At 46.0% G+C, this 26,431-nt stretch carries 23 protein-coding genes; 17 read left to right on the top strand and 6 right to left on the bottom strand.

From position 1 onward, the window contains the following. Positions 1-2: 2 nt before the first annotated feature. The gene (locus BMZ56_RS14920) at positions 3-1,208 is read right to left on the bottom strand and encodes a CynX/NimT family MFS transporter (RefSeq protein ID WP_090628071.1); all 1,206 of its coding nucleotides are present in this window, start codon (positions 1,206-1,208) and stop codon (positions 3-5) included. Between the two features lie 260 nt (positions 1,209-1,468). Here BMZ56_RS14920 and BMZ56_RS14915 point away from each other — a divergent pair, with 260 nt between their 5' ends. From BMZ56_RS14915 to BMZ56_RS14905, 3 genes are all read left to right on the top strand, one after another. Next, positions 1,469-3,565, top strand: coding sequence for a ribonucleoside triphosphate reductase (locus tag BMZ56_RS14915; RefSeq protein ID WP_090628437.1), 2,097 nt, complete (start codon positions 1,469-1,471; stop codon positions 3,563-3,565). Positions 3,566-3,764: 199 nt separating this feature from the next. Next, entirely contained in the window at positions 3,765-3,947 is a 183-nt protein-coding gene (nrdD, locus tag BMZ56_RS14910; RefSeq protein ID WP_090628070.1) for an anaerobic ribonucleoside-triphosphate reductase, read from the top strand. After that, positions 3,928-4,605, top strand: a complete 678-nt coding sequence (locus BMZ56_RS14905; protein WP_090628068.1) for an anaerobic ribonucleoside-triphosphate reductase activating protein — start codon at positions 3,928-3,930, stop codon at positions 4,603-4,605. The genes nrdD and BMZ56_RS14905 overlap by 20 nt, the downstream gene beginning before the upstream one ends. Positions 4,606-4,877: 272 nt before the next feature. Here BMZ56_RS14905 and carB read toward each other — a convergent pair whose 3' ends face one another. Next, positions 4,878-7,694, bottom strand: coding sequence for a carbamoyl-phosphate synthase large subunit (gene carB / locus BMZ56_RS14900; RefSeq protein WP_090628067.1), 2,817 nt, complete (start codon positions 7,692-7,694; stop codon positions 4,878-4,880). Between the two features lie 284 nt (positions 7,695-7,978). Here carB and BMZ56_RS14895 point away from each other — a divergent pair, with 284 nt between their 5' ends. Continuing rightward, positions 7,979-8,479, top strand: a complete 501-nt coding sequence (locus BMZ56_RS14895; RefSeq protein WP_177195162.1) for a hypothetical protein — start codon at positions 7,979-7,981, stop codon at positions 8,477-8,479. Between the two features lie 94 nt (positions 8,480-8,573). Next, positions 8,574-9,092: an AAA family ATPase gene (locus BMZ56_RS14890; protein ID WP_245893248.1), complete on the top strand. Its 519-nt coding sequence runs from the start codon at positions 8,574-8,576 to the stop codon at positions 9,090-9,092. 43 nt (positions 9,093-9,135) lie between these two features. Here BMZ56_RS14890 and ahcY read toward each other — a convergent pair whose 3' ends face one another. Beyond that, on the bottom strand, positions 9,136-10,452 hold the full coding sequence (gene ahcY, locus BMZ56_RS14885) for an adenosylhomocysteinase (RefSeq protein WP_090628063.1): 1,317 nt from the start codon (positions 10,450-10,452) through the stop codon (positions 9,136-9,138). Positions 10,453-10,608: 156 nt separating this feature from the next. Between ahcY and BMZ56_RS14880 the strand changes: the two genes are divergently transcribed. Further along, the gene (locus BMZ56_RS14880) at positions 10,609-11,019 is read left to right on the top strand and encodes a BrxA/BrxB family bacilliredoxin (RefSeq protein ID WP_090628062.1); all 411 of its coding nucleotides are present in this window, start codon (positions 10,609-10,611) and stop codon (positions 11,017-11,019) included. Positions 11,020-11,102: 83 nt separating this feature from the next. Here BMZ56_RS14880 and BMZ56_RS14875 read toward each other — a convergent pair whose 3' ends face one another. Next, entirely contained in the window at positions 11,103-12,671 is a 1,569-nt protein-coding gene (locus BMZ56_RS14875; protein WP_317048193.1) for a Do family serine endopeptidase, read from the bottom strand. 340 nt (positions 12,672-13,011) lie between these two features. On the opposite strand from BMZ56_RS14875, the gene dapF reads away from it, so the two are divergent. The 9 genes from dapF (at position 13,012) to BMZ56_RS14830 (ending at position 21,561) form a co-directional block, all read left to right on the top strand. After that, complete coding sequence (gene dapF / locus BMZ56_RS14870) at positions 13,012-13,800, top strand: diaminopimelate epimerase (protein ID WP_090628059.1); 789 nt, start codon at positions 13,012-13,014, stop codon at positions 13,798-13,800. Between the two features lies 1 nt (position 13,801). Continuing rightward, positions 13,802-14,191 carry a hypothetical protein gene (locus BMZ56_RS14865; protein ID WP_090628058.1) on the top strand — a complete coding sequence of 130 codons (390 nt, stop codon included), beginning with the start codon at positions 13,802-13,804 and terminating at the stop codon, positions 14,189-14,191. 14 nt (positions 14,192-14,205) lie between these two features. Further along, complete coding sequence (gene atpB / locus BMZ56_RS14860; RefSeq protein WP_090628056.1) at positions 14,206-15,291, top strand: F0F1 ATP synthase subunit A; 1,086 nt, start codon at positions 14,206-14,208, stop codon at positions 15,289-15,291. 48 nt (positions 15,292-15,339) lie between these two features. Continuing rightward, a complete protein-coding gene (atpE, locus tag BMZ56_RS14855; protein ID WP_090628054.1) occupies positions 15,340-15,549 on the top strand; it encodes an ATP synthase F0 subunit C in 210 nt (69 codons plus the stop codon). A gap of 99 nt (positions 15,550-15,648) precedes the next feature. Then, positions 15,649-16,149 (top strand): F0F1 ATP synthase subunit B, encoded by a 501-nt coding sequence (locus BMZ56_RS14850; RefSeq protein WP_090628053.1) that lies wholly within the window; start codon positions 15,649-15,651, stop codon positions 16,147-16,149. Positions 16,150-16,176: 27 nt separating this feature from the next. Beyond that, entirely contained in the window at positions 16,177-16,725 is a 549-nt protein-coding gene (gene atpH / locus BMZ56_RS14845; protein WP_090628051.1) for an ATP synthase F1 subunit delta, read from the top strand. Between the two features lie 127 nt (positions 16,726-16,852). Then, positions 16,853-18,427, top strand: coding sequence for a F0F1 ATP synthase subunit alpha (gene atpA / locus BMZ56_RS14840; RefSeq protein ID WP_090628049.1), 1,575 nt, complete (start codon positions 16,853-16,855; stop codon positions 18,425-18,427). Between the two features lie 5 nt (positions 18,428-18,432). Then, a complete protein-coding gene (gene atpG / locus BMZ56_RS14835; RefSeq protein ID WP_090628048.1) occupies positions 18,433-19,317 on the top strand; it encodes an ATP synthase F1 subunit gamma in 885 nt (294 codons plus the stop codon). 300 nt (positions 19,318-19,617) lie between these two features. After that, positions 19,618-21,561, top strand: a complete 1,944-nt coding sequence (locus tag BMZ56_RS14830) for a polysaccharide biosynthesis protein (RefSeq protein WP_090628046.1) — start codon at positions 19,618-19,620, stop codon at positions 21,559-21,561. An 84-nt stretch (positions 21,562-21,645) separates the two neighbouring features. On the opposite strand, the gene BMZ56_RS14825 is transcribed toward BMZ56_RS14830, so the two are convergent. Continuing rightward, positions 21,646-22,692: a 3-oxoacyl-ACP synthase III family protein gene (locus tag BMZ56_RS14825; RefSeq protein WP_090628044.1), complete on the bottom strand. Its 1,047-nt coding sequence runs from the start codon at positions 22,690-22,692 to the stop codon at positions 21,646-21,648. Positions 22,693-22,764: 72 nt separating this feature from the next. Here BMZ56_RS14825 and BMZ56_RS14820 point away from each other — a divergent pair, with 72 nt between their 5' ends. Continuing rightward, entirely contained in the window at positions 22,765-23,046 is a 282-nt protein-coding gene (locus BMZ56_RS14820) for an ATP-dependent Clp protease adaptor ClpS (protein ID WP_090628043.1), read from the top strand. A 138-nt stretch (positions 23,047-23,184) separates the two neighbouring features. Further along, a complete protein-coding gene (locus BMZ56_RS14815; protein ID WP_177195161.1) occupies positions 23,185-25,662 on the top strand; it encodes a TonB-dependent receptor in 2,478 nt (825 codons plus the stop codon). A 24-nt stretch (positions 25,663-25,686) separates the two neighbouring features. On the opposite strand, the gene BMZ56_RS14810 is transcribed toward BMZ56_RS14815, so the two are convergent. After that, positions 25,687-26,388, bottom strand: a complete 702-nt coding sequence (locus tag BMZ56_RS14810; RefSeq protein ID WP_090628040.1) for a YjjG family noncanonical pyrimidine nucleotidase — start codon at positions 26,386-26,388, stop codon at positions 25,687-25,689. Positions 26,389-26,431: the final 43 nt, after the last annotated feature.

The raw sequence follows: 26,431 nt of genomic DNA, 5'->3' as shown, positions 1-26,431 counted from the left end.
TTTTAACTGTTGATAACTTTCGGCTTAGCGACTTTCATGCCGGTGATATACAGTACGATGGTGGCAGCGACCAGCAGGAAGAAAGGCGTCTCCCAGTTTCCCGCCCAGTCATGCAGTGCGCCAAAAAGAGGCGGGCCTACTGCGGCGAGGGCATATCCGAAGGATTGTGCCATTCCTGAAATCCGTGCAGCATCCCAGGTGGTTGCCGTCCGGAGAACGAACCACATCATGACCAAACTAAACGCTAAACCGGTACCCAAGCCAAACAAAATAACAGCGGGAATGATGAACTGCGTACGCCACGCGATGATCAGCAACAGACTCAGGGCCAGTGTACCTCCGATGAACCAGATCAAGGATGTGTGGTTTTTTACCCGGCTAGCAATGATGGGGCCGATAAAGACAATGGGAAGCTGAGAGAACTGAATGAATGAAAGTGTCCATCCTGACACTTCGGACGCCATTCCCCAATCCTGCAACACGACCGGCAGCCAAGCCACAGAGCAATAGAAAAGCAGGGATTGGAGTCCCATGAAAATGGTGATATACCAAGCGAGACCCGAGCCGAGCATGGATGTACTCTTTTGCGGGCGAGCTGCTGATGTGCCGTGAAGTGCTCTCTCCTTGCTGCGTATCAGCTGTGGAATCCAGCATATAATCGTGATAAGCGAAAAAACTAACCACACGCCAATCGAGCCTTTCCAACCTTGTCCCGTCCAATGACCGATGGCGATGCTCAATCCGGAGGCCAGCGATGCGGTGATGTTCATGGCCACGCTGTAAATGCCCGTGACCAGTCCAATTTTTTTCGGGAACCGCTGTTTGATAAACGGAGGGACAAGGACATTACCGAAAGCAATACCGCTACCTATAAGTGCAGTTCCGGCAAATAACCATATGGCGTTTGTCGACGTCCTGACCCATAATCCCAAACCGATTGCCCAAATAGCTACCCAAAGCACAGTCTCGATGCTCCATTTTTCAGCTAGCTTTGGCGCTATCGGAGAAAGAAGGGCAAACGCGAGCAACGGTATGGTAGTGATAAAGCCTGCCAGCGTGTTGGAAAGGTGCAGTACATCCTGAATCTGCGAAACCACCGGGCCTACACTGGTAATCGGTGCCCGCAGGTTGGAGGCCACCAAAACAATGCCGGCAAGCAGCATAAACTTACCCAAACGTGTTATTTCTAATGTTTCCCCTTTTATCATGCAGATTTCCCCGGATGCCGCGTCGGCGAAAGTAAGGGTTAATTCATGTGATCCTGCTGACGTTCGTGCATTTTGACAATAGAATTATCAATCTGTCATTGTAAAGGTTATCCACAACACAGCTGTACTGTGAATATCTTTTCCTTGGGATTGTGCGTACACGCATAAAGCTCCCCTGAAGCGATGGGTAATTTTGTATATACGGACGTCGTCATTTGGCGATGGGTACACATCATCATTTATTTAGCGATATAAATAATATGGAAAAATATGTCATCAAACGAAGTGGGGCCTATGAGCCTCTTATGTCTTACAAGATCAGCGATGCGATAACAAGAGGGTTTGAGAGTGTATCCCGTCCGCCCGACCAATTGGTGATCGAAGCCGTGATGCAAGCGCTGGACGCCAAAGATACCTGGGCAGTGGAGGAAATTCAAGACTGCATTGAAAAGACACTTTACCAAAGACAATATTTTGAAGTTATGCGTTCGTTTATGCTGTATCGGCACACACGGAAACTTCAGCGCGAACACATCGACGACTTTAACGAAGACACCACGTATATTGACAGTACACAAACCATTGAAGAGTATATCAGCCAGGCGGACTGGCGTATTAATGCCAATGCGAATGTCTCCTATTCTAGCGCAGGGTTGATAAATAATACTGCAGGGAAGGTAATTGCCAATTATTGGCTGGATAAGGTGTACAGCAAGGAAGAGGGGTATGCGCACCGTAACGGCGACATCCATATCCACGATCTCGATTGCCTGACAGGCTACTGCGCTGGATGGAGCCTGCGTGTATTGCTCAACGAGGGATTTAACGGTGTACGCGGCCGAGTGGAAAGTCGGCCGCCGGCTCATTTCCGGGAAGCACTCGGGCAGATGGCCAATTTCCTAGGTATTCTCCAGAGCGAATGGGCAGGCGCGCAAGCATTCAGCTCGTTTGATACCTACTTGGCTCCCTATGTATTCAAGGATCGACTGCCTTATGCGGAAGTGCTGAAGGCCATACGTAGTTTCGTATACAACGTCAACGTGCCAGCGCGCTGGGGCCAATCGCCATTTACCAACATCACGCTCGATTGGAATGTGCCGGACGACCTCAGGGAACAAATCCCCACAAAAGGGGAAACACACCTCTTCGCGGAGTCGCAGGATGAAGAGCTACTCTGCTTGGCACAACAGCGTGGTGTTAAATCCTTGGCGGATTTATGTTATAAGCATTTTCAACCGGAAATGGACTTGATCAACCAAGCGTATTATACGGTAATGACGGAAGGTGATGCCAACGGGCAGCCGTTCACGTTTCCCATTCCCACCGTCAATATCACGGAAGACTTCGACTGGGAAAGTGAAAATGCGAGATTATTATTTGAGAATACTGCGAAAATAGGGTCGTCTTATTTCCAGAATTTTGTAGGAAGCCAGTATATGTTGGATGAATCGGGTAACCGAATGGAAAACCCAGAGGCCTACAAACCCAATGCGGTACGTAGCATGTGCTGCCGGTTGCAGCTGGATCTCCGGGAATTGCTCAAACGGGGAAATGGTCTGTTTGGCAGTGCCGAAATGACGGGAAGCATCGGTGTGGTTACCATCAACATGGCACGTTTAGGCTACCTCTACAAGGAAAATAAATCCGGTCTATATCAACGGCTTGATCATTGGCTTTTCCTTGCAAAATCTACATTGGAGAAAAAGCGGACATTTATCCAGAATCTTTACGATAGAGGCCTATATCCTTATACCAAGCGCTACCTGCCCCATTTCCGCAACCATTTCTCCACCATCGGCATCAATGGGATGAATGAGATGATACGGAATTTTTCGGGCGACCGGCTTGACATCACTTCGGACGAGGGGATTGCTTTTGCTACCGAGATCCTCGAACATATCCGCCTGCGCATGCGGGAATTTCAGGAGAACACGGGTAACCTCTATAACTTGGAAGCAACGCCGGCAGAGGGGACGACCTACCGATTTGCCAAAGAGGATAAAAAGCGGTTTCCGGATATCCTGCAAGCCGGACAGGGCGAGAATATCTACTATACCAATAGTTCGCAGTTGCCCGTGGACTATACAGAGGATCCGTTTGAAGCATTGCTGTTGCAGGATGATCTGCAATGCAAGTACACCGGCGGTACGGTACTGCATCTATACATGAGTGAACGGATAAGCGCTCCAGATGCCTGTAGGAATTTCGTGCGGACGGTCATCAGCAATTTCAAACTGCCTTATGTCACTGTCACCCCAGTATTCAGCATCTGCCCTGTGCACGGATATCTCAATGGCGAACACGAGTACTGTCCGAAATGTGATGATCTGATTTTAGCAACTCACCAAAATTCATAACAGATGAAACCTACCATGTCAGCACCTTGCGCAAAAGGTGATGAAACCTGCGGAAGCCAGACGCGAACGCAAGCTCCCATCCCATTGAAAGCAAAGTGCCGATGGAAATGTAGGTTCCATGAGGCCATTAAAAAACAAACTTAGCGTAGCGATCTCATTGATACCGCTAAAAGCATAATAAATCAATAATTATTTTCGAATGAATACACAACAGCAAAATGATCTGGTTTTGCAGCAAAACCGGGAGAGGCGTAGCAAATGTTTGGTTTACACGCGGGTAATGGGTTACCATCGTCCGGTGGAAAGCTTTAACATCGGCAAAAAGGGGGAACATCGGCAACGTGCGCATTTTACCGAGGAAAATGCAGGGCGCCATCTATAGTATCTCTCCGATTACGTTATTAGATTATCCAGGCAAAACAGCCTGCATCCTCTGGTTTGCAGGCTGTAATATGCGGTGCACGTATTGCTACAATCCCGATATCGTATTGGGTAAAGGCCGGATGTCCATTGCACAAGCATTGGAGTTTCTCCGGTCGCGTCGTGGACTGTTGCAAGGGGTGGTGTTGAGTGGAGGCGAATGCACGTTACATCCCACAATTTTACCGCTGCTGGAAGCAGCTAAGGAATACGGTTTTGACGTGAAAGTTGATACCAACGGTTCGCGGCCGAAGGTACTGGAAGCGTTGATAACACGAAACCTGGTCGATTACATAGCCCTTGATTTTAAGGCCCTAGCGCACCGTTACCAGGCGATTACCAAATCGGCGCTGTTTCCGGAATTTGTCGAAAGCTTGGTGCTTCTCAATCGCTCAAATGTAACGTTTGAAGTACGCACAACGGTACACAGTGAGTTGATTACACATGAAGATTTGCAGACAATGGTCAGGTTTTTACAGAAGAGGGCTTATAAAGGGAGGTATTATATCCAACGTTATGTAAACGGTGTACCGGTACTCGGTACATTGGGTTGGTCCCTGAACAATGGAAACTTATCCGCCTTATCGGTAGACGGTATACAGGTAGTCGAACGGCGTTAAACCCTCGGTGGCTTTATGTAATATTCAAGCGGCTATTCGCATACAAACTCCTTTAGTTATAGTAAATATATAGGGAAATAATAGGGGTTTTATAGGGACATCATAGGGAGAAATACCAATAAAATATGTATAACCTATGATTAATCTAACATTAACTGTCGGAATTAGTGGCTATGGGGTAAGTGCTTACGGCGATAGGAGTGCACGCCAAACTAACACAGCCCCGGTGTTCATACGGACGCCGGGGCTGTGTGCTTTCGGGGAGTATCTCCTTATTTACTGAGGTACATCGATTTCTTTGTATACATTTCCCGGAAAAAAGGATCTTCCAGGTCTTTGATGAAACGGATAGCTTCTCCGGTTGATTTCATTTCCGGACCAAGTTGTTTATCCACATCCGGGAATTTGTCAAACGAGAATATCGGTTCCTTGATGGCATAGCCGGCAAGCTTACGTTCGATGTTAAAATCTTTGAGTTTATTAACTCCCAGCATCACCTTAGTGGCGATGTTTATGTACGGTACATCATAAGCCTTGGCTATGAACGGCACGGTACGTGATGCCCGCGGATTAGCCTCGATGACGTAGACCTTCTCGTCTTTGACGGCGAATTGGATGTTGAGCAGTCCCCTTACATTCAGTGCTTTCGCGAGCTTGATGGTGTATTCCTCCATTTGACGCTGTACATTTTCAGACAAGCTGAATGGTGGCAGTACGGCACTTGAGTCGCCGGAATGGATACCAGCGGGTTCAATGTGTTCCATCATGCCGATGATATGCACATCTTCACCATCGCAAATGGAATCAGATTCAGCTTCCTCGGCACGATCAAGGAAGTGATCGATGAGTACACGGTTTCCGGGCAGGTTGCGCAGCAGCTTCACCACCGCTTTTTCCAGCTCCTCATCGTTGATAACGATACTCATACGCTCACCGCCCAATACATAGCTGGGGCGAACAAGTACTGGATAGCCAACTTCCTTGGCTACTTTCAGGGCTTCCTCGGCACTTTCAGCAACGCCATATCTTGGATAGGGAATATCGAGCGATTTGAGTAGGTCGGAGAAGCGCCCACGATCTTCGGCCAAATCCATGTCTTGGAAGGAAGTGCCGATAATTTTGATGCCATTTGACTCAAGCAGCTCCGCCATTTTCAACGCGGTTTGGCCGCCTAATTGCACAATTACCCCCTCGGGTTTTTCCAGTTCAATGATCTCGCGGACGTGCTCCCAGTAAACGGGTTCAAAATACAGTTTATCCGCCATGTTGAAATCTGTGGATACGGTCTCAGGATTGCAATTGATCATAACCGATTCGTATCCGGCTTCTTTGGCTGCGAGCAGCCCATGTACACAGGAATAGTCAAACTCAATACCTTGTCCAATTCGGTTGGGGCCTGAACCTAAGACAATAATTTTCTTCTTATCGGAAACAACGGATTCGTTTTCGGCTTCAAACGTCGAGTAATAGTAAGGGGTTTGTGCAGGAAACTCGGCGGCGCATGTATCGACCATCTTGTATACCCGTCGTATACCCAATTCCTTGCGACGGTTATAAACATCGTCTTCGGTGACATTACCCAGCAGCCAGGCAATTTGTGTGTCGGAATAGCCTTTTTGTTTCAGCGTAAAGAAGAAGTCCTTTGGAATGTTATTCAGTTGATAACGGCGTAATTCGGCTTCCAGGGTTACCAATTCTTGAATCTGCAAGAGGAACCATTTGTCGATGTGTGTTGCTTTGCGAATGGATTCGAGTGGTACACCCAATTCGAATGCATCTTTGATGTGGAAGATGCGGTCGCTGCTCGGGTGTTCGAGACTGAACATGATCTCTTCCAGATCGCGTAGCTGTTTGCCATCGGCCCCCAGTCCATGACGACCTGTTTCTAGGCTTTGACAGGCTTTCTGTAAAGCTTCGATGAACGTACGGCCGATGGCCATCACTTCACCGACCGATTTCATCTGTAGTCCGAGCTCACGATTTGCACCCTTGAACTTGGCGAAGTTCCAGCGTGGCACCTTCACGATGACATAATCAAGCGTGGGTTCGAAATAAGCCGATGTTGTTTTGGTGATCTGGTTTTCAATCTCATCAAGATTATAACCGATGGCCAATTTCGAAGCAATCTTGGCAATGGGATATCCTGTGGCCTTAGAAGCTAGTGCTGAAGAGCGTGATACACGCGGATTGATTTCGATCGCTATAATTTCTTCGTTCTCGGGATTGACGGAGAACTGCACGTTGCATCCGCCGGCAAAGTTACCGATGGCACGCATCATCTTGATGGCTTGGTTACGCATTTGTTGGTAGCAACGGTCACTTAATGTCATACCGGGAGCCACCGTGATCGAATCACCGGTATGGATACCCATGGGATCGAAATTTTCGATGGTACAGATGATGATGACATTATCGTTGCTGTCACGCAGCAACTCCAGCTCAAATTCTTTCCAGCCCAACACGGCTTGTTCTACAAGGACCTCGTGGGTGGGAGAGGCCTGCAATCCACGGCTTAGCGCCGCTTCAAATTCTTCTTTTTTATGTACAAACCCGCCACCGGTACCGCCTAATGTATACGATGGACGGATCACGAGCGGAAAGCCAATCTCTTGGGCGGCTTCTTTCCCTTCGAGGAAAGAGTTGGCAATTTTTGATTTGGCTACACCGATGCCGATATCCACCATTAACCGGCGGAATTCTTCGCGGTTTTCTGTTTTTTCAATGGCAGCGACATCCACACCAATGACGTTCACTCCATATTTTTCCCAAAGGCCGCGTTCGGAGGCCTCGATACAAAGATTGAGTGCGGTTTGACCACCCATGGTGGGTAGTACGGCATCGATATGCTGCTCCTGTAGGATTTTTTCGATGCTCTCGCAGGTGAGAGGTAACAGATAGACGTGGTCGGCAATCACCTTGTCGGTCATAATGGTTGCCGGATTGGAATTGATAATGGATACTTTGATACCCTCTTCTTTCAGCGAAAGAGCAGCCTGTGATCCAGAATAGTCGAACTCGCAAGCCTGTCCGATGACGATGGGGCCTGAGCCGATGATTAAAACAGAATGGATGGAAGTGTTTCTGGGCATTATGTGGTGAAAAACGTTAACAATGTTCAACGAAATGTTTTGCGCCAAAACAGTGAAAAATGCCTGTGATAATTTGGAAAGGTATTCCGACTGTTTTGTCGGAGTGCAAAGGTATGTTTTTTATAGAATAATTAGGTAATAATTTTTGATAACGTCTTTCATTTTGTTAATCCGTAGCGGTTTTGTTCTACCTGTTTTTCGGTATTTTTTCCTAATTGTTTAAATTATTTTTTGCTAACCGGGGAATATCTTACTTTTGGGCGTTAAATTAAAAATTTATAACTATGAAGATTAAATTGACTTTATTGGCTTTCTTTGCCGCTTTCGCTGTTACGGCTTCTGCGCAGGATTACAAAAATTCTATCGGTATTCGCTTAGGGTCCGGCTACTACGATGTGATCGCTGCTGCATTTAAGACATTTATCAGTCAACCGGCTGCGTTGGAGTTTGATTTAGGGATTCGGCCTTACTCGGTGGCGGGAGATAACTGGACAAATCTTTCCTTGTCTGGCGCTTATCAACACCACTTTCCTATTGGTGATATTGAAGGATTTAAATGGTTTGTGGGAGGAGGACTCGTATTATCCAATACGTTTTCAAGCTTTGACGACCGAAAGGGGTTCAACGCGGGTATTTTTCCGACCGGCGGCGTCGACTACAAATTAAAGAACGCACCGTTTGCGTTTTCGGCGGATATTAGGCCTACCATAACGATTGTAAGTGGTTACGACTATTATAATAATTTTTATGCAAACGGCGGTTTAACTGCCCGTTACATTTTTTAAAGGAAACCCTGGAAATTTTGATAAGTTTGCCATTGGTAATATTACCAATGGCATTCTTTTTTTAGGTAGGATGGTTGAAGTTGACGCTCCGAAAATGGTTAAAATTGCGGTGGTGGGGCCAGAATCTACCGGCAAATCAACTTTGGCCGAAGCATTGGCGCGGCATTATGGTACGGTGTGCGTACCGGAATATGCAAGGGAATACTGCCGCGATCTTAAGGGGAACTATTCCTTGCAGGATGAGCTAAATATGTTTTATGGACAATTGGCTTTGGAACGCAGCCTAATACCGCTTGCACAAAATAACTTATTGATTTGCGATACGATGTTCCTGACCATAAAAGTCTGGTGTGACTACCTCTTTGGCGACACGCCGTCGGTTGTAACGGATAAGCTCAAATCTGCACATTATGACCTGTATCTGTTAATGGATATCGATTTGCCGTGGGTAGATGATCCATTGCGGGATTTTCCGCATTTGCGTGAACACTTCATGCAGGTATGGCACGATGAATTACGCGCGATCAGTGCGAGGTATAAAGTGATATCGGGATTAGGGAAAGACCGGCTTGAAAATGCAATAGCAGCAACACGCGGTTTTGTTCCCGCATAACCTTACGCAAATGCTGGGCAAAACCGCGTGTTGCCGGATGCTATTAGTAGCGATAATGGTCAGGCTTATAAGGCCCTTCCACCGGTACACCGATGTAGGCTGCTTGATCCGGATCCAGCTCGTCCAATTCTACGCCGATTTTAGCGAGATGCAGACGGGCTACTTTTTCATCAAGGTATTTTGGAAGTGTATAAACCTTATTTTCATAATTTTGGCCATTTGTCCAGAGCTCTATTTGGGCCAGCGTTTGGTTGGTAAAAGAGTTGCTCATGACGAACGACGGGTGTCCGGTAGCACAGCCCAGGTTTACCAGTCGGCCTTCTGCTAATAGGATTACATCTTTGCCTTCTAAGGTATATTTATCTACCTGAGGTTTGATCTCTACTTTTGTATGTCCATAGTTCTGATTGAGCCAGGCTACGTCAATTTCATTGTCGAAGTGGCCAATATTACACACTACGGCTTTGTCTTTCATGGTTTTAAAATGCTCGCCGCGAACAATATCCCGATTACCTGTGGTCGTTACGACGATATCTGCCTCTTTCACCGCATTTGCGAACTTCTTCACTTCATAGCCTTCCATGGCGGCCTGCAACGCGCAGATCGGGTCGATTTCGGTAACGATGACCCGTACACCGGCACTGCGCAACGACTCGGCAGAGCCTTTGCCTACATCACCATATCCGGCCACTACGGCCACTTTTCCGGCTAACATCAGGTCGGTTGCACGGCGGATGGCGTCTACCAACGACTCGCGGCATCCGTATTTGTTGTCAAACTTCGATTTGGTTACCGAGTCATTTACATTGATAGCGGGAAGATGTAAGGTTCCGTTTTTCATGCGCTCGTATAACCGGTGTACACCGGTTGTTGTTTCTTCAGACAGTCCGCTGATCCCATCGATTAGTTCAGGGTATTTATCGAAAACCATGTTGGTAAGGTCTCCTCCGTCATCCAGGATCATATTGAGCGGCTTGCGTTCTTCTCCGAAGAAAAGCGTCTGTTCGATACACCAATTAAATTCGGCTTCACTCATGCCTTTCCATGCATAAACCGGTATTCCGGCGGCGGCAATAGCAGCAGCAGCGTGATCCTGTGTTGAAAAGATGTTACAGGATGACCAAGTAACGTCGGCGCCTAGCTCAAGGAGTGTTTCGATCAGTACTGCAGTCTGAATGGTCATGTGTAAGCATCCTGCAATGCGGGCGCCTTTGAGCGGTTTAGAAGCGCCAAACTCTTCTCTCAGGGCCATCAGTCCCGGCATTTCGGCTTCCGCCAATTCGATTTCCTTGCGGCCCCACTCGGCAAGGCTAATGTCTTTTACTTTGTAGGGCGTGTATGCAGTGTCTACAGACATAATAATTGTTTTTATATTGAGCGAGCAAAGATAGTGTTTTCACAAACGACTCACAAATTCTGACATTCGGCTGAGTGATTGCTCTTGTTTAAGGTGTTGAAGCACCTTATCTTTGCAAGATAATTTTGTTAAACACATAAATAGAAAGGACTAAACGCTATGTATCCCGAATACTTGGTAGCGCCAATGCGCAAGGAATTGACAGATGTCGGTTTCGAAGAATTAAAAACGCCTGAGGAAGTTGATGCGGCAATTAAACAGGATGGGACCGTCTTTGTAGTGGTTAATTCTGTATGCGGTTGTGCCGCCGCCAATGCGCGCCCTGCTGCAGTCTCCTCCCTTAAACATGAAAAGCGGCCGGATAAAGTGGTTACTGTTTTTGCTGGAATGGAAAAAGATGCCGTCGATCAGGCCCGTAGTTACATGTTGCCATACCCGCCTTCTTCACCAGCGATGGCGTTGTTTAAAGATGGTAAATTGGTGCACATGATTGAACGTCATCAGATTGAAGGCCGTCCTGCCCAGATGATTGCAGATAATCTGGTGGCTGCATTTGATGCATACTGTTGATAATTGTCAATTGTTAATTTAACTAAAAAAGTCCCGGCTGTTTCGGCCGGGGCTTTTTTGTGATTAGTGTCTAAAACTAGCGCCTAGTATTCAATGGGCATATTCAGCTCGACTCGGCTGCCACGTTGCGGTACACCTACGATACGTACGATACCCCGTTCGGAATCTGCCAATGCCGATTCCACTTCATCTGAATTGTTTACGGGTTTTCCGTTGATGTGGGTAATTACTAAACCGCGTTGCACGTTAAAATAGTCGAACAATCCGCCTTGGTGCACCTGGGTAACGACGACACCGGACGATATACCAAGTTCCTTTTTCTTAGCGTCGTTAGCCGGTACGAAACCTGCCCCCAGTTTGTTGTAGATTTCAGTAGCACTGCGTTTCGTTTCACTATCTCTTTCAGCCTCTCGTTCAGCTGCACTTGTATCTTCTTTCAGGGTTACTGTAACGTCGCGCTCCTTGCCATCACGCTTGTAAGTCAATTTGACCTTGTCGCCAGGGCGCAATCGATAAATGCGTTCCTGTAAATCCGAGGATGATGTGATTGTCCGACCATCCAGCTTGGTGATAATATCACCTTCTTTAAGACCCGCTTCTTTCGCTGCGCCATTGTCGACTACATCGCGTATATACAAACCATTCACATCGCTAATTTCGAGCTCTTTAGCGGCGGCAGGGTTCAGTTCTGTGAATGTAATGCCAATCAAACCGCGTTTAACCCGGCCGAATTTTATGAAGTCATCGGCGATTTTCTTTACTAAATTGACGGGCACAGCGAAACCATAACCTGCATAAGTGCCGGTCGGCGTCATTATATTGGAATTGATACCGATAAGTTCTCCGTTAGCGTTAACAAGTGGTCCGCCGCTATTTCCCTTGTTGATGACGGCATCCGTTTGAATAAACGATTCGACGGCTGTATTGATCATAGGTTCTTCGTCGGACTGTGGATATCCGCGCTGCTGGAATTGCCTTTGCTGCAGTTCGCGGGCGATGATCCCTGTGGAGCGTCCCGTTGCGCTGACGATCCCTGCGGTAACTGTAGATTCCAAGCCCAGTGGATATCCGACGGCAAGTACCCACTCTCCGATGCGCACCTCATCCGAATTGCCGAATCGGACGAAGGGAAGTCCTTTTTCATTGATTTTAATTAATGCAAGGTCAGTATTAGGGTCACGACCAATAATTTTAGCTTCAACAATACGTTTGTCAGTTAGCTGTACTTCTATTTTATTAGCGTCAACTACAACGTGGTTGTTTGTGACAATATAACCATCCTCGGAAATGATCACGCCCGATCCAGTGGCTTGGGCAGGCGGCTGTGAACGTTGTTGTCGTTGGCGGGGCATGCCGAAAAATTCCTCAAATAGATCCATGGGATCGCCGCCATAACTGCTTGACCCGGAGCGCCCCGGATAGGTTGTTGTAATGTGTACTACGGCAGGGGCTACCATCGCTGCGGCCTGCGTAAAATCAGGATTCCCAGTTGACGAGACCACGTTGGGTACCGGGTTGTTTACGTAATGCAACTCCTGACGTTCCTCAAATGACATTTTGCTTTCCTGTTTGCCTTCAAACAGTTTATAACCGCCTACAGCTATCAAGCCACCTACCAATGCGGTTAATAATGTTAATCCTAGTTTTTTCATTTGCATAATTTTTTAAAGATAATGAAGCCGCATGGGTTATGCGTATTTTTGTGGCAATTCATGCAGATTTCATTCATATACACTAATTTGTTTTTAATTTGCCTCACGAAACCTGTGTTTACATCGTGTTAACGAAGTTGCTGACGTGGCAGGTTTCCTATTATTCCGATCGTTACAAGCCGAACTTTTTATTGCTGCAAAAAGTTGTTCAAATGTAATACCATTTACGGCTCCGAAACAAGTAGGCGGCCGGACTTTTCTGTTAAATAATGTTAAAGCATCTCCCCAGATATAATTATCTTTGACGCTTGGATAGAAAAGATCGCAATAGGAAGCGGATATGAATACACATACCTTTTACAAATATCAGGGTGCAGGCAACGATTTCATTATCTTTGATAATAGAAATGGGGGTTTTGAACGTAATAACGTTGATTTAGTGCGTCGTCTCTGCGATAGGAGATTCGGTATTGGAGCAGATGGTTTGATGCTTTTGCAAAACGTAGATGGGTACGATTTTGAGATGATATATTTCAATGCCGATGGTCGCGAGGGAAGCATGTGTGGCAACGGTGGCAGGTGCATTGTTGCTTTTGCCCAAGACCTTGGAATCGTTGGTGCGGAAACTGACTTTTTGGCAGCTGACGGTGTGCATCATGCCAAAGTGCATACCATGGTGGGATGGATCAGTTTAAAAATGGGCGATGTTACGGCGATCGAGCGGGACGGTGATGCATATATATTGAATACGGGTTCACCGCATTATGTCAAGCAGGTGGTAGGGCTCGACGCTTATCCGGTGGTGGAATCGGGGCGTGATATCCGTTACAACGATACCTTTCGTAAGGAAGGTGTTAACGTGAATTTTGTTGAAGCCGAGGGCAACGGGTATTATGTAAGGACGTATGAGCGTGGGGTAGAGGACGAAACCCTAGCGTGCGGTACCGGAGCCACCGCTGTCGCATTGGCTATGGCGCGATTAAATGGAATCGAAGGTTTCGGAGAGACCCCCATACGCGTAGCAGGGGGTAAACTGACGATTCGTTTCAATCGAACAGCCGATCGTTTTACCGAGGTTTTTTTGGAGGGGCCGGCCGAATTTGTTTTTAAGGGAGAAATTACTTGGTGAGATGACGCTGTCCCGTTTTGTGATATATTATCATCTGTTTGGCGCGGCGGTAGCTGGCGTTGCAGCAGCGCTGCCGGGCCTATATCGACAGGTACCGATACTTAGCGCTCACTTCTGGTTGCTTTTTGTGGTGGTGTTCGTGCTGACATTGGTCGCCTATATATTAAGCGATCTAGGTATCCGGAAGGGAGGAGAATTGTCCGTTTTCAGCCTGCTTGGTGGACTTTTTATCAAACTACTTGTCTGTTTGGCTGTGATAGCTGTATTGATAATAAAATATCCTGAGAATAAGATGCTTACGGCCTTTAATTTTTTTTCACTATATTTCTTGTTTACAGCCTTTGAAGTTACATGTTTGTTACGTAACTTGCGCGACCAAAATCAGACGTAAAAAATTGGGAATAGATGGATTTTAGGCACTTTTTCGATTCAAAAAAAATCAGCTTCATAGCAATTTTCGCCGTTTTAGCGACCTTTTCCGTTACAAATATAGCCAAAGCAGCAATTACGGACACTGTTGCCGCTACCGGCCATGAAGCACATGGCGAGGAAGAATTTGAGCCTACCAAAATGATCATGGAGCACATCAGCGATGCGCACGACTGGCATCTTTGGGGACATACATCTATCCCCCTTCCCGTCATCCTGTATACCGATAAAGGCATGGAAGTTTTCCTTTCGTCGAAATTTCATCATGGCGAGCATGATTACCAAGGGAAATATTATACCTATCGGCTGGTTGACAAAAAGAAGATAAAGGTAGTAGACACCGGAGGAGAGGTAGATGAAGCCGCTTCACAGAAAGTTTGGGATTTTTCTATTACCAAAAACGTAGCTTCGATGTTTTTGGCGGTAATTGTTTTGCTGCTTATATTTTCATCGGTTGCCCGGGCGTATAAAAAGCGGGAAGGCAAAGCACCCAAAGGACTTCAGTCTTTTCTTGAACCTCTTATTCTGTTTGTGAGAGATGATATCGCGCGCCCCAATATCGGACATACATATGCCCGATATATGCCGCTGTTGCTAACAATATTCTTTTTCATTTGGTTCAATAACCTACTGGGGTTAATCCCTATCTTTCCGGGTGCGGCCAATGTGACGGGAAATATCGCCGTTACGTTCGTGCTGGCATTTATCGTATTAATTGTCGTCAATATTAACGGCAATAGGTATTACTGGAAACATATCCTGACACCGGATGTGCCTTGGTGGTTGTATCCGATCATGATTCCGGTAGAATTGGTAGGAGTGATATCTAAACCGTTTGCATTGATGATCCGTTTGTTTGCTAACATCACCGCCGGTCACATTGTTATTCTGAGTTTAATTTCACTGATTTTTGTGTTTCAATCGCTGGCGATCGCGCCGGTTTCATTGGCATTCGTGCTATTTATGAACGTGCTAGAGCTGCTGGTAGCAGCGCTGCAGGCTTTTATATTTACGTTATTGACAGCGTTGTTTATCGGAATGGCGGTAGAAGAGCATCATTAATATTTGTAACTCCTTATATTAAATATATACATTAAATTAAAATTTGTTATGGTAGGTTCAATTGCGGCACTTGGTGCCGGACTAGCAGTAATCGGTGCCGGTCTTGGTATCGGACAAGTAGGTGGCAAAGCGATGGAAGGTATTGCTCGCCAACCTGAGGCTGCATCAAAAATTCAGACCGCTATGATTATTGCTGCAGCCCTTATTGAAGGGGTTGCGCTTTTTGCAGTCGTAGTATCTTTGATGGGATTGGGATAAATCTTACGAAGAATACTGAATCAAAAAGGCCGGACCCTAACGGTTGGTTTTGTGTCCGGCCTTTTTTCAACATGACATTGAAATTTTAGAAACTGAACGATGAATTTTGATATAGGTAATCCGAGTATCGGATTGGTTTTTTGGACCGCGATTGCGTTTCTTTTGCTGTTGTTACTTTTGCGGAAGTTTGCTTGGCGACCTATTATGGAGGCGATCGGCGAACGGGAGAAGTCCATTGAAGACGCATTGGCATCGGCCGAAAAGGCCAAGGATGAAATGGCACGACTGACCAATGAAAATGAGCAGTTGCTTAAAGCGGCCCGTGCTGAGCGGGACGTCATCCTTAAAGAAGCAAAGGAACTGAAAGATCAGATTGTTGCGGATGCGAAAGTAGCCGCTCAAGCCGAAGGGACGAAGCTGATTGAACAGGCGCGCAAGGAAATTGATGATCAGAAGAAGCGGGCCCTTGCTGAAGTAAAGAGTCAGGTATCTTCCCTGTCCCTTGAAATTGCACGGAAAGTATTGCAGAAGGAGTTTGAGGACGGACAAAAGCAAGAGGCTTTGGTTGCCGACTTGCTGAAAGACGTGAAGTTGAATTAATTTGGCATTAAGGCTAACGGAAAGATCATGTCGGAATTCAAAGTAGCATCGAGATACGCAAAGTCACTGATCGATTTAGCCCAGGAAAAGGGTAATCTTGAGTCTGTGAAGCAGGATATGGAGCAGTTCATTGCGGTGCTGAAGTCTAATAAGGAATTACAGGCAGTGCTTAAGAACCCTATTATGAAACAGGATAAAAAAGCCAATATTCTCGATGCACTGTTTGAGAAGAAAATGGATCCTTCTATCACGGCTTTTTTTCATATCATGGTACGGAAAGGTCGTGCCGGTATCTTGTATGCCACGGCTCAGGAGTTTATCCGAGCGTACGACGAGGTGAGGGGAATCGCGCATGCGACGGTAGTTTCGGCCGTTGCGCTTTCAGCACAGAATCTTGAGACATTGCGGAAAGTAATCGCAGGTGAAATAAAGGCAGATGTGGTTTTGAGAAATGAAATAGATCCGTCGTTGATTGGCGGATTTGTCGTCAAAGTAGGCGACCGACAGATTGATGCTAGCATTGCCGGTAAGCTGAAGAAGTTGGAGCGTCATTTCGGATCGCAGGTCGTTAACTAATTTGTAAATTGTTAATATTGAGGCGTAAGAATAGACAACAGGTAGGAGACAGCAGATTTTCTTTGCTCCTTATTCTTTGTGCTTGTTCTGATGTAGTAAACTAAGAGAAATCCCTAATAGTAAACAAATGATAGAGGTAAGACCAGATGAAGTATCGGCAATTCTAAGAGAGCAGTTGTCGGGCTTTAAATCAGAAGCCGAATTGGAAGAAGTGGGTACCGTATTGCAGATAGGCGACGGTATTGCACGGATATACGGCTTAACTAAAGTACAGTCCGGCGAATTGGTTGAATTTGACAACGGATTGCAGGGAATAGTATTGAACCTTGAGGAAGACAACGTGGGTGTCGTACTTCTTGGTCAATCGGACGAAATCAAAGAAGGTGATACCATTAAGCGTACACGTCGCATCGCTTCCATCAAGGTGGGTGAAGGGATGTTGGGACGTGTAGTGAATACGTTGGGACAGCCGATCGATGGGAAGGGCCCGATTTTGGGGGATACTTATGAGATGCCCATCGAGCGCAAGGCGCCTGGCGTAATTTATCGCCAGCCGGTTAATGAGCCGTTGCAAACTGGAATCAAGGCAATTGATGCGATGATTCCCATCGGCCGTGGCCAACGGGAACTAGTGATTGGCGACCGCCAAACGGGTAAAACAGCGGTATGTATTGATACAATCATCAATCAAAAGGAATTTTACGATGCGGGCGAACCAGTATATTGTATTTATGTAGCAGTTGGACAAAAGAACTCGACCGTTGCGAATATTGTCCGCACGTTGGAAGAGAGTGGAGCAATGCCTTACACAATTGTGGTATCTGCTTCAGCTGCTGACCCAGCGCCTATGCAATTTTACGCACCGATGGCAGGTGCTGCCATTGGAGAGTTTTTCCGGGATACGGGTCGGCCGGCGTTGATTATCTACGACGATCTGTCCAAACAGGCGGTGGCATACCGTGAAGTTTCGTTACTTCTCCGTCGCCCTCCAGGCCGTGAGGCTTATCCGGGTGATGTGTTTTATCTTCACAGTCGCCTCTTGGAACGTGCTGCGAAGATTAATGCGTCCGATGAGATTGCACGTCAGATGAACGACCTGCCGGAATCGCTTAGACCGTTGGTTAAGGGAGGAGGTTCGCTTACGGCCCTACCGATTATTGAAACGCAGGCGGGAGACGTGTCGGCTTATATTCCTACCAACGTAATTTCCATTACAGACGGACAGATTTTCTTGGAATCCAATTTGTTTAACGCAGGCGTACGTCCGGCAATCAACGTAGGTATTTCCGTATCGCGTGTGGGAGGTAATGCGCAGATTAAGTCCATGAAAAAAGTTGCGGGTACGTTGAAACTCGATCAGGCCCAATACCGTGAGCTGGAAGCGTTTGCGAAGTTCGGTTCGGATCTGGATGCTGCCACCAAGGCCGTGCTGGATAAAGGGGTCCGAAACGTGGAGATTCTTAAGCAGGGTCAGTTTTCGCCTGTACCGGTCGAAAAGCAAGTTGCCATTATCTATGCAGGCACGAAAGGTTTATTCCGCAATGTACCTGTTAATAAAGTAAAGGAATTCGAGGCAGAATATTTGCATCAACTGGAATTGCGCCATCCCGAGGTATTGAAAGCGCTGAAGGACGGTAAATTCAACGATGAACTTACGGGAGTATTAGATAAAGTCGCGAAGGAACTGGCCGATAAGTATTAAAAAAAATGGCAAATTTAAAAGAAGTACGGAACCGTATTGCATCGGTTACTTCTACGCAGCAGATTACGAAGGCCATGAAGATGGTTTCTGCTGCCAAACTTAAGCGGGCAACGAATGCAATTGTCCAGTTGCGGCCTTATGCGGAAAAGCTGAGAGAAATATTGGCGAACGTGTCTGCAAGTGTGGAAGACGGCACTTCAATCTATACGGCCGACCGCAAGCCCAATAAGGTATTGGTGGTTGTCATTGCTTCTAACAGAGGATTGGCTGGGGCATTCAATGCCAACGCGATAAAGACAGCCAATCAATTGATAGCCAGTAAATACAATGAGCAAATGGAGGCAGGGAATGTAACGATCATTGCCATTGGTAAACGTGCCCAGGATTATTACGTAAGACGTAGGTATCAGGTGATCGGCGATAATAATGAATTATTTTCGGCGCTTAATTTCGAGAATACCTCAAAGATTACTGAAGCGATCATGAAGGGTTTCTCAGATGGCGACTATGATCGAGTGGAACTAGTTTATAATCGATTCCGTAATGCTGCCGTGCAAATATTGACCACCGAGCAGTTATTGCCTTTGTTGCCCGCTGCTGTTAAAGCGAATCGCCCTAAGAACGATGTAGATTATATCGTTGAGCCATCGAAGGAGAAGATCATCAAAGAATTGATCCCAAAGGCCATTAAGGTACAACTTTACAAAGCAGTGTTGGATTCATATGCTTCCGAACATGGTGCGCGAATGACCGCGATGGATAAAGCAACAGATAATGCTGGGGAATTATTAAAATCGCTCAAATTATCTTATAACCAGGCAAGGCAAGCAGCAATTACTACGGAGCTTACCGAAATTGTGAGTGGTGCGGCCGCGCTGTCTAACGGTTAATTTTTATGCCAGGAAAACGTGAAAAAGGGCTCATCCGAGCCCTTTTTCACGTTAGTATCGTGCCTAAAAAAAATACTCATTGTTAGGTATAGGTTTCCATGAACAATTCGCTTAGTTTTGCGTTGTTATTCTGCTATAAGGTGCTATCCCTTTTGGCAAGGTTATTGAGCAATGTAGATGATCAGATAATAGACATTTATTGTTCAATATCGTCAATTCTTGTACAAGTATTGTAGCAAAAAGGAGATTATACTCGTTAGGTCCGAGTGAGGGGTGAGCAGCTACATTGATAAAGCTTACATGAAAGAACGTATACTTCGCTTCAAAACCGTACCTCGTTGGGCAATATTGCTTTTGGATTTGCTGATATTGACATGGTCTTTCACGCTGTCATATTTTATTGCCAAACAGTTTAATTTTCACGATATTATCCGTGGGCATTTTTTTGTCTACACCGCTATTTACAGCAGTATAGCGCTGCCGGTGTTTTTTTTGATGCGCATTCATACGGGATTAATCCGGTATTCCGATACACGGGATATGCTAAAGATTTTTTCTGCAATGCTGATTAATTCTGCGATCTACATCACTGTGGCGTATTTGGTTCTTGCCCCCTTATTAAATATCAGAGACGGACACTTAGGCATGGTCATGCTTATTAATTTTTTCATTGCTACGTCTTTTCTCGTTATGCTCCGGATTGCGGTAAAGAGTATTTATTTTATGCTGATGAGGAGGGTGCGTGATGTGGATACGGTTCGAGTACTGATTTACGGTGCCGATCAGAATGCGATCATGGCCAAACAGGCACTGGAAAATAGCACGGAATCCAAATTTATCATCGTAGGTTTTATCGATACCAATAGAAGTAAGCTGAATAGTTATATAGAGCGGAAGCGCGTTTACCATGTGAAAGATCTCGCAGCCCTTAAAGACAAATATGCCATCGACCAAATGATTTTTGTAAAAGATCATTTGGGCGGGAGAGATAAGAAAGTGATCGTAGAACGTTGTTTGCGACTAGGAATTAAAGTACTGACAGTGCCGCCTGCATCGGAATGGATATCGGGTAGGTTGCGGTTGCAGCAGATCAAGAATCTGCGAATTGAGGACCTGCTGCAGCGTACACCGATTAAAATCAACAATGATAAAATCTGCGATGATCTTTGTGGCAAAAGGATATTAATCACCGGTGCTGCCGGATCGATCGGTTCGGAGATTGTTCGCCAAGTGTTGCGTTATGAGCCACAAATGCTTATTCTCTGTGACCAGGCGGAATCTCCGATGCACGAAGTTCAGTTGGAGATTGAAGAGACTTTCCCTTCTAGTAATGTCGTTGTCGCAATCGCCGATATTCGTAACCTGGAACGCATGCATCAGATATTCAATGACTATCGGCCGGAACTGGTGTATCATGCTGCAGCTTATAAACATGTCCCCATGATGGAAAGGAACCCCGGAGAGGCGGTGAGTACCAATGTGGGAGGAACAAAAAATGTTGCCGACTTATCCGTGCTTTTTGGTGCTAAGAAGTTCGTGATGATATCAACAGACAAGGCTGTAAATCCCACGAATGTTATGGGAGCATCTAAGCGTATTGCTGAAATTTATACACAAAGCCTTGATGCTCAACAGTCTGTTCACTTGGTAGACAACACGTCTGCCGGAGTCACCACAGTGGTAAAGGGAACCCGTTTTATTACAACGCGATTTGGCAACGTGTTGGGTTCCAATGGTTCTGTAATACCACGATTTACCGCACAGATCGAAAAAGGCGGTCCATTGACGGTGACTCATCCCGAGATCACAAGGTATTTCATGACCATACCGGAAGCTGTACAATTGGTTTTGGAAGCGGGCACAATGGGTAATGGTGGCGAAATTTATGTGTTTGATATGGGTAAGCCGGTTAAAATCGTCGATCTAGCGAGAAAGATGGTACAGTTGGCAGGCCTTAAGCCCGAAAAAGATATCGAGATTGTATATACGGGATTGCGCAGTGGGGAAAAGTTATACGAAGAGCTGTTAAGTGACGGTGAGAAGGTGCTTCCCACCCATCATGCCAAAATACATATCGCACGGGTCAATCCATTGGATCATGAACATGCCAAGCGCCTTGTTTATGAGTTGATTGCGGTAAATGAACGCAAGAACAACAGCGGAGTGGTTCGGAAAATGAAAGAAATTGTACCTGAATTTGTCAGCAAGAATTCGCCTTTCGAGGCCCTTGATTCGGTAGGGTAAACGGCTATGAGCTATCCAAAAGTCAGCTATCGGCTTTCGGAGGTCGGCTGACAGCTGAAGGCCAAAAGCTGAAAGCTCTCAAAATTACCATCTAATCAATGCGCTTGCCCAAGTGAATCCAGAACCAAAAGCTGCTAAGCAGACAAGATCACCCGTGTGAATTTTTCCCGACTCCCAGGCTTCACATAATGCAATAGGTACAGACGCTGCTGTCGTATTGCCGTACTTTTGTATGTTGTTGAAAACCTGATCGTCACGGAGACCTAACAGCTTTTGAACATATTGACTGATGCGGAGGTTAGCTTGATGGGGGATGAGCAAATCAATATCCTTTTCTGACAGGTTATTGGAAGCCAATGCCTCCCTGATGACTTCTGGAAACTTGACGATGGCTTTTTTAAATACAGCAGGGCCGTCCATGTAAGGGAGTGCCGCACCGCTTTCCAACTGCTCACTGGTAAGGAACAAGCCACCCAGTTCCTGATCGGGAAACGAAGGTTTGTTTTTCAACCACTTGTTGGCATGGGCCCCCGGATAGTACATCGCTAATATTTCAGCATCTGCTCCGTCGCTGTGAAGATGGGTGCTTAATATGCCGCTATGGTTATCTTGGGTAGGTTGGAGTACAACGGCTCCCGCACCATCACCAAAAATTACCGATACATTGCGGCTCCGTGTCTGAAAATCCATAGCAAAGGAATGCTTCTCGCTACCGACGACCAAAATGTTTTTATAGGTGCCGGTTTTTATAAACTGATCGGCAACGGACAGCGCGTATATAAATCCTGAACACTGGTTTCGTACGTCCAAGGCGCCTATTTCGCGCATGCCCATCTCTCGTTGAAGCAGCACACCGCAGCCGGGAAAATAGTAATCGGGGCTTAACGTGGCGAACACTATGAAATCGATATCCTGTGCCGTAACACCCGCACGGCTTATAGCTATCTCGGCGGCTTCAATGGCCATTGTCGTTGTGGTTTCCTCCGTGCGGTCCGCAAAACGGCGTTCCTTTATTCCTGTACGCTCCTGTATCCATTCGTCGCTCGTATCCATAAAACGGGTTAAATCGTCGTTCGAATATATATTTTTGGGTACATAGTAGCCCATTCCAGCTATTTTTGATTGATACATGCCCTGTGCGATTAAAAAAGGATTATTACCACAATGTTACGGAAATTTTTTAAAAAGGCGTAACTTTGTGAAATGACTGTCGAAACACAGGAAGAGACCTTTACACTTGAGGAAGTATTGGCTGCAGTGACGCCTAACCACCGGCTAATACTATGGAACGACGAGACCAATACCTTCGAACATGTGATTAGTTGCCTTGTTAAACACCTGCAATACACCGCGGCACAGGCCGAGGATATCGCATGGAAAGTACACACCGAAGGAAAATGTGCTGTATTGGAAGGAAGCTATACGGAAGTGGAAATTTACCGTAAAATTCTTAAATCTGAAGGGTTGACGGTGAGCGTGGAATAGGTAGGGAAGATAAAAAGTAACAATCTAAGCGAACGTCGGTCAAGGCTGTAATATTGCGGTTACCATCCATACTTGATTGCAATAAAAGCACAATCTTTGCGGCAGATAATTCAGATGCTAATTTTTCAATACAAACACATGCGTTTTGCAAGCGGGATAAGGATCGGTTACCTAATTTTACTCAGCATTTTTGTGTTATCGCTGGATGTCAGCGCGCAAGCAGGAAAGGCTTCTATATCGGCCGTGGTTGTCGATGAAACATCTGGTGATCCGGTTGGGTTTGCCAGCGCAGCGTTGTTGGTGCAGGGGTCTAATGTGTATATAAAGGGTATGCAAACGATCGATGATGGTAAGGTCGTATTTACGGATATTGCACCCGGTAGCTATGCGGTACGGATTACCTATGTAGGATATAAGGATCATGTAACCGAAAATGTGGTGGTGGAGGCAGGGAAGAGTGTTAATTTGGGTAAAATTTTGCTAAGGCCGGTGGGGGAGCTGTTGGAAGAGGTTGTGGTACAGGGAACTCCTCCGGCGATGGAATTGGGAATAGACCGAAAGATATTCAATGTGGCAGAAAGTACGCTCAGTGTGGGCGGAACTGCTACCGATTTATTGGCGAATGTCCCTTCGTTGCAGGTGGATATGGATGGCACAGTGAGTTTACGGGGATCGAGTAGTGTTCGCATTTTGATCAACGGACGTGAATCAGCGTTGGCCGGAAGTGATGTCGCTCAGTTTCTTCAATCCTTACCGGCCAATTCCGTAGAGCGGATTGAGGTAGTCACCAACCCCTCCTCTAAATATGATGCTGAAGGGCAATCGGGTATCATTAATATTATCTTGAAGAAAAATACGTACCTCGGATTCAATGGATCCGCTAATTTTTCTGGAGGGTCTTATAACAATTACCTGGCTGGTGCCAACTTAAATTTCCGGAATAAGAACTTCAACTATTATGGTGGCTATACGTTCAACCGACGCAACATGGTTGGTGGTGGAGTGAATAACACCGAACTGCTGGCTAACAATAGCTTAACCAATAACGTTAGTGAAAATTCGCGTTTGGGTCTTAATCACAATGTACAACTCGGTTTAGATTATTACCTTGGAGAAAAAACGTTCATCGGGGTGGCCGGCAACCTGAGTATCCGGGGCAATGACCGTAATGAGGACCTATTTTACAACTATTTGAATCATCCGCAACTATCGGGTAGCAGCAGTCGTTTCTCCCGTCAGGATGAAGATGACTTCGGATATGAGATCGCACTGGACGTAAGACGGGATTTCGCGCATGAAGGCGAGGAGCTATTGGCCAATTTTACGTTTGGATATGATGGAGAGGAAGGCGTAAATGCGTTTAATCAGGATTATTCGGCTCCCCCGTCGGGAATGTATGAGCTGGCAAGGATCAACGATACGAAGGAAGATGGACGCAATGTTAACGTTCAACTGGATTACGTAAGGCCATTTGGTGAAAACCATAAACTGGAAGCCGGATATCGCACCATGATCCGCCGAAGCATGGATTACCAATACTCTCAGGTTGACTCGACTCAGGGATTATTGCCCGATTATCGAGTTAGTAACGATTTTGATATGACAAGCAGTGTGCACGCATTGTATGCCAATTATCAAAATAAATTGACAGATAAATTAGGCTATCAAGTAGGTCTCCGCGCCGAGCAAGCTTATCTTGATACTGAACTGGGTCTGCTTACACCCGGTTTACCGACGGATGAACGGACAATTACCGGACAACTGGATTATTTCCGTGTGTATCCCAGTTTGTTTCTTACCCAGGAATTTGGCGACAAAAACCAACTTCAGTTAAGTTATACACGGCGGGTAAGTCGGCCGAGGGGTTGGCAAGTGAATCCGTTTGTAGATGTATCCGATAATTTGAATCATCGTCAAGGCAATCCCAATTTACTACCTGAAGATATCCACTCATTTGAATTGGGATATACGAAAACTTGGGAATCACTGTTGGTAACCTCTTCTGTATACCATCGCATTGTCAATGACGTAACCCAGCCGATTATTCAGGAAGTGGATGAAAATACGGGTGTCACATTGATGCAGTGGCAGAATATAAGCCGCAATGAATCGACCGGACTCGAATTGATATCTCGATTGGATATTTCTAAGAAATGGGATGTCATGGCCAATGTCAATGCGTTCCATACGCGATTCAAGGGCAGCGAGGAGTTTAATGTGGAACCTTCCAAAGGATTCAGTTGGAACGCCAATGCAACCACGAATTATCGTTTTACCCCGTTGTTTTCCCTTCAGGCTCGTTTTGAATACGAGGCACCCCGGATTATGGCACAAGGAAAAGGCATTGATAACTATGTGATCGATGCCGGGCTTAAGCTGGACGTGCTTAACCGTAAAGGAAGTATCATGTTCAACGCTCGGGACTTGCTGAATCAGCGACGCTTCGGTGGATATACCCAAAGCAACGGTGTTTACCGCTATTTTGAGTATCGGTGGATGCGCCGGACATTTATGCTTTCATTTAGTTACCGTTTCGGTAATCAGACGCTAAAGCGAGAAGAACGGAAACGAAATGGTGCTGAGGATTTTGATGGTGGCGGTGAACAGCAGTTTTAAACAATGATCGTACTAATATAGCGGTTAAAAGATGCCGGTAAGCTCACTGAGGGCGGTAATGCTACGCCTGACATCCTGAGGAACAGCTTCTTTTTTTGGATTAAAGTAAATGGCGTCCATGCCTACATTCTGGGCACCGCGTATGTCCGCATCGACGCTATCGCCAACCATTACGCTATCGTGGATTGTTGTTTTTGCATTTCCTACTGCATAATGGAAAATTCGGGGGTCGGGTTTGTGAACGCCGATCGTTTCTGAAATCACAATCGTCGAAAAATATTTTTTAAGATCACATTTGGTAATTTTGATTTCCGCTGCATCTCCAAAGCCATTCGAAATAAGGTGAAGGGTATATCTTTCACAAAGGTAACCGAGGGTTTCGTGAGCATGGGGAAATAGGTAGGTTTTTTGGGGGCATAGTTTAAGGTAGTCTTCTTCAAACGTTTGGGGAAATAAACGCGGATCGATATTGAGCTCGCGAAATGTATCGGCAAAACGTGCTTGACGAAGTTCGGCTTTGGTGATTTTACCGTGATGGTAGAGCGCCCATAGCCGGTGATTATTGCGGTTGTAGGTTTCAATAAATGAAATCGCCGATGCAATACCCAGCGCAACGAAATTGTGAATGTCAAACAACTCCATCAGCGCCTCTTCTGCATTTTTTTCAAAATCCCAGATAGTATGATCCAGATCGAAGAAAATATCCTTTTTCGTTGCATGTTGCATGCTGCAAAGATACGGTTTTCAGAACGTTTGTTGAGGTCGCGTC

The organism is Parapedobacter indicus (assembly GCF_900113765.1).
GTDB classification, from domain to species: domain Bacteria; phylum Bacteroidota; class Bacteroidia; order Sphingobacteriales; family Sphingobacteriaceae; genus Parapedobacter; species Parapedobacter indicus.
The sequence above is the reverse complement of the archived record's forward strand: the minus strand, read 5'-3'. Positions and strand labels throughout refer to the sequence as shown.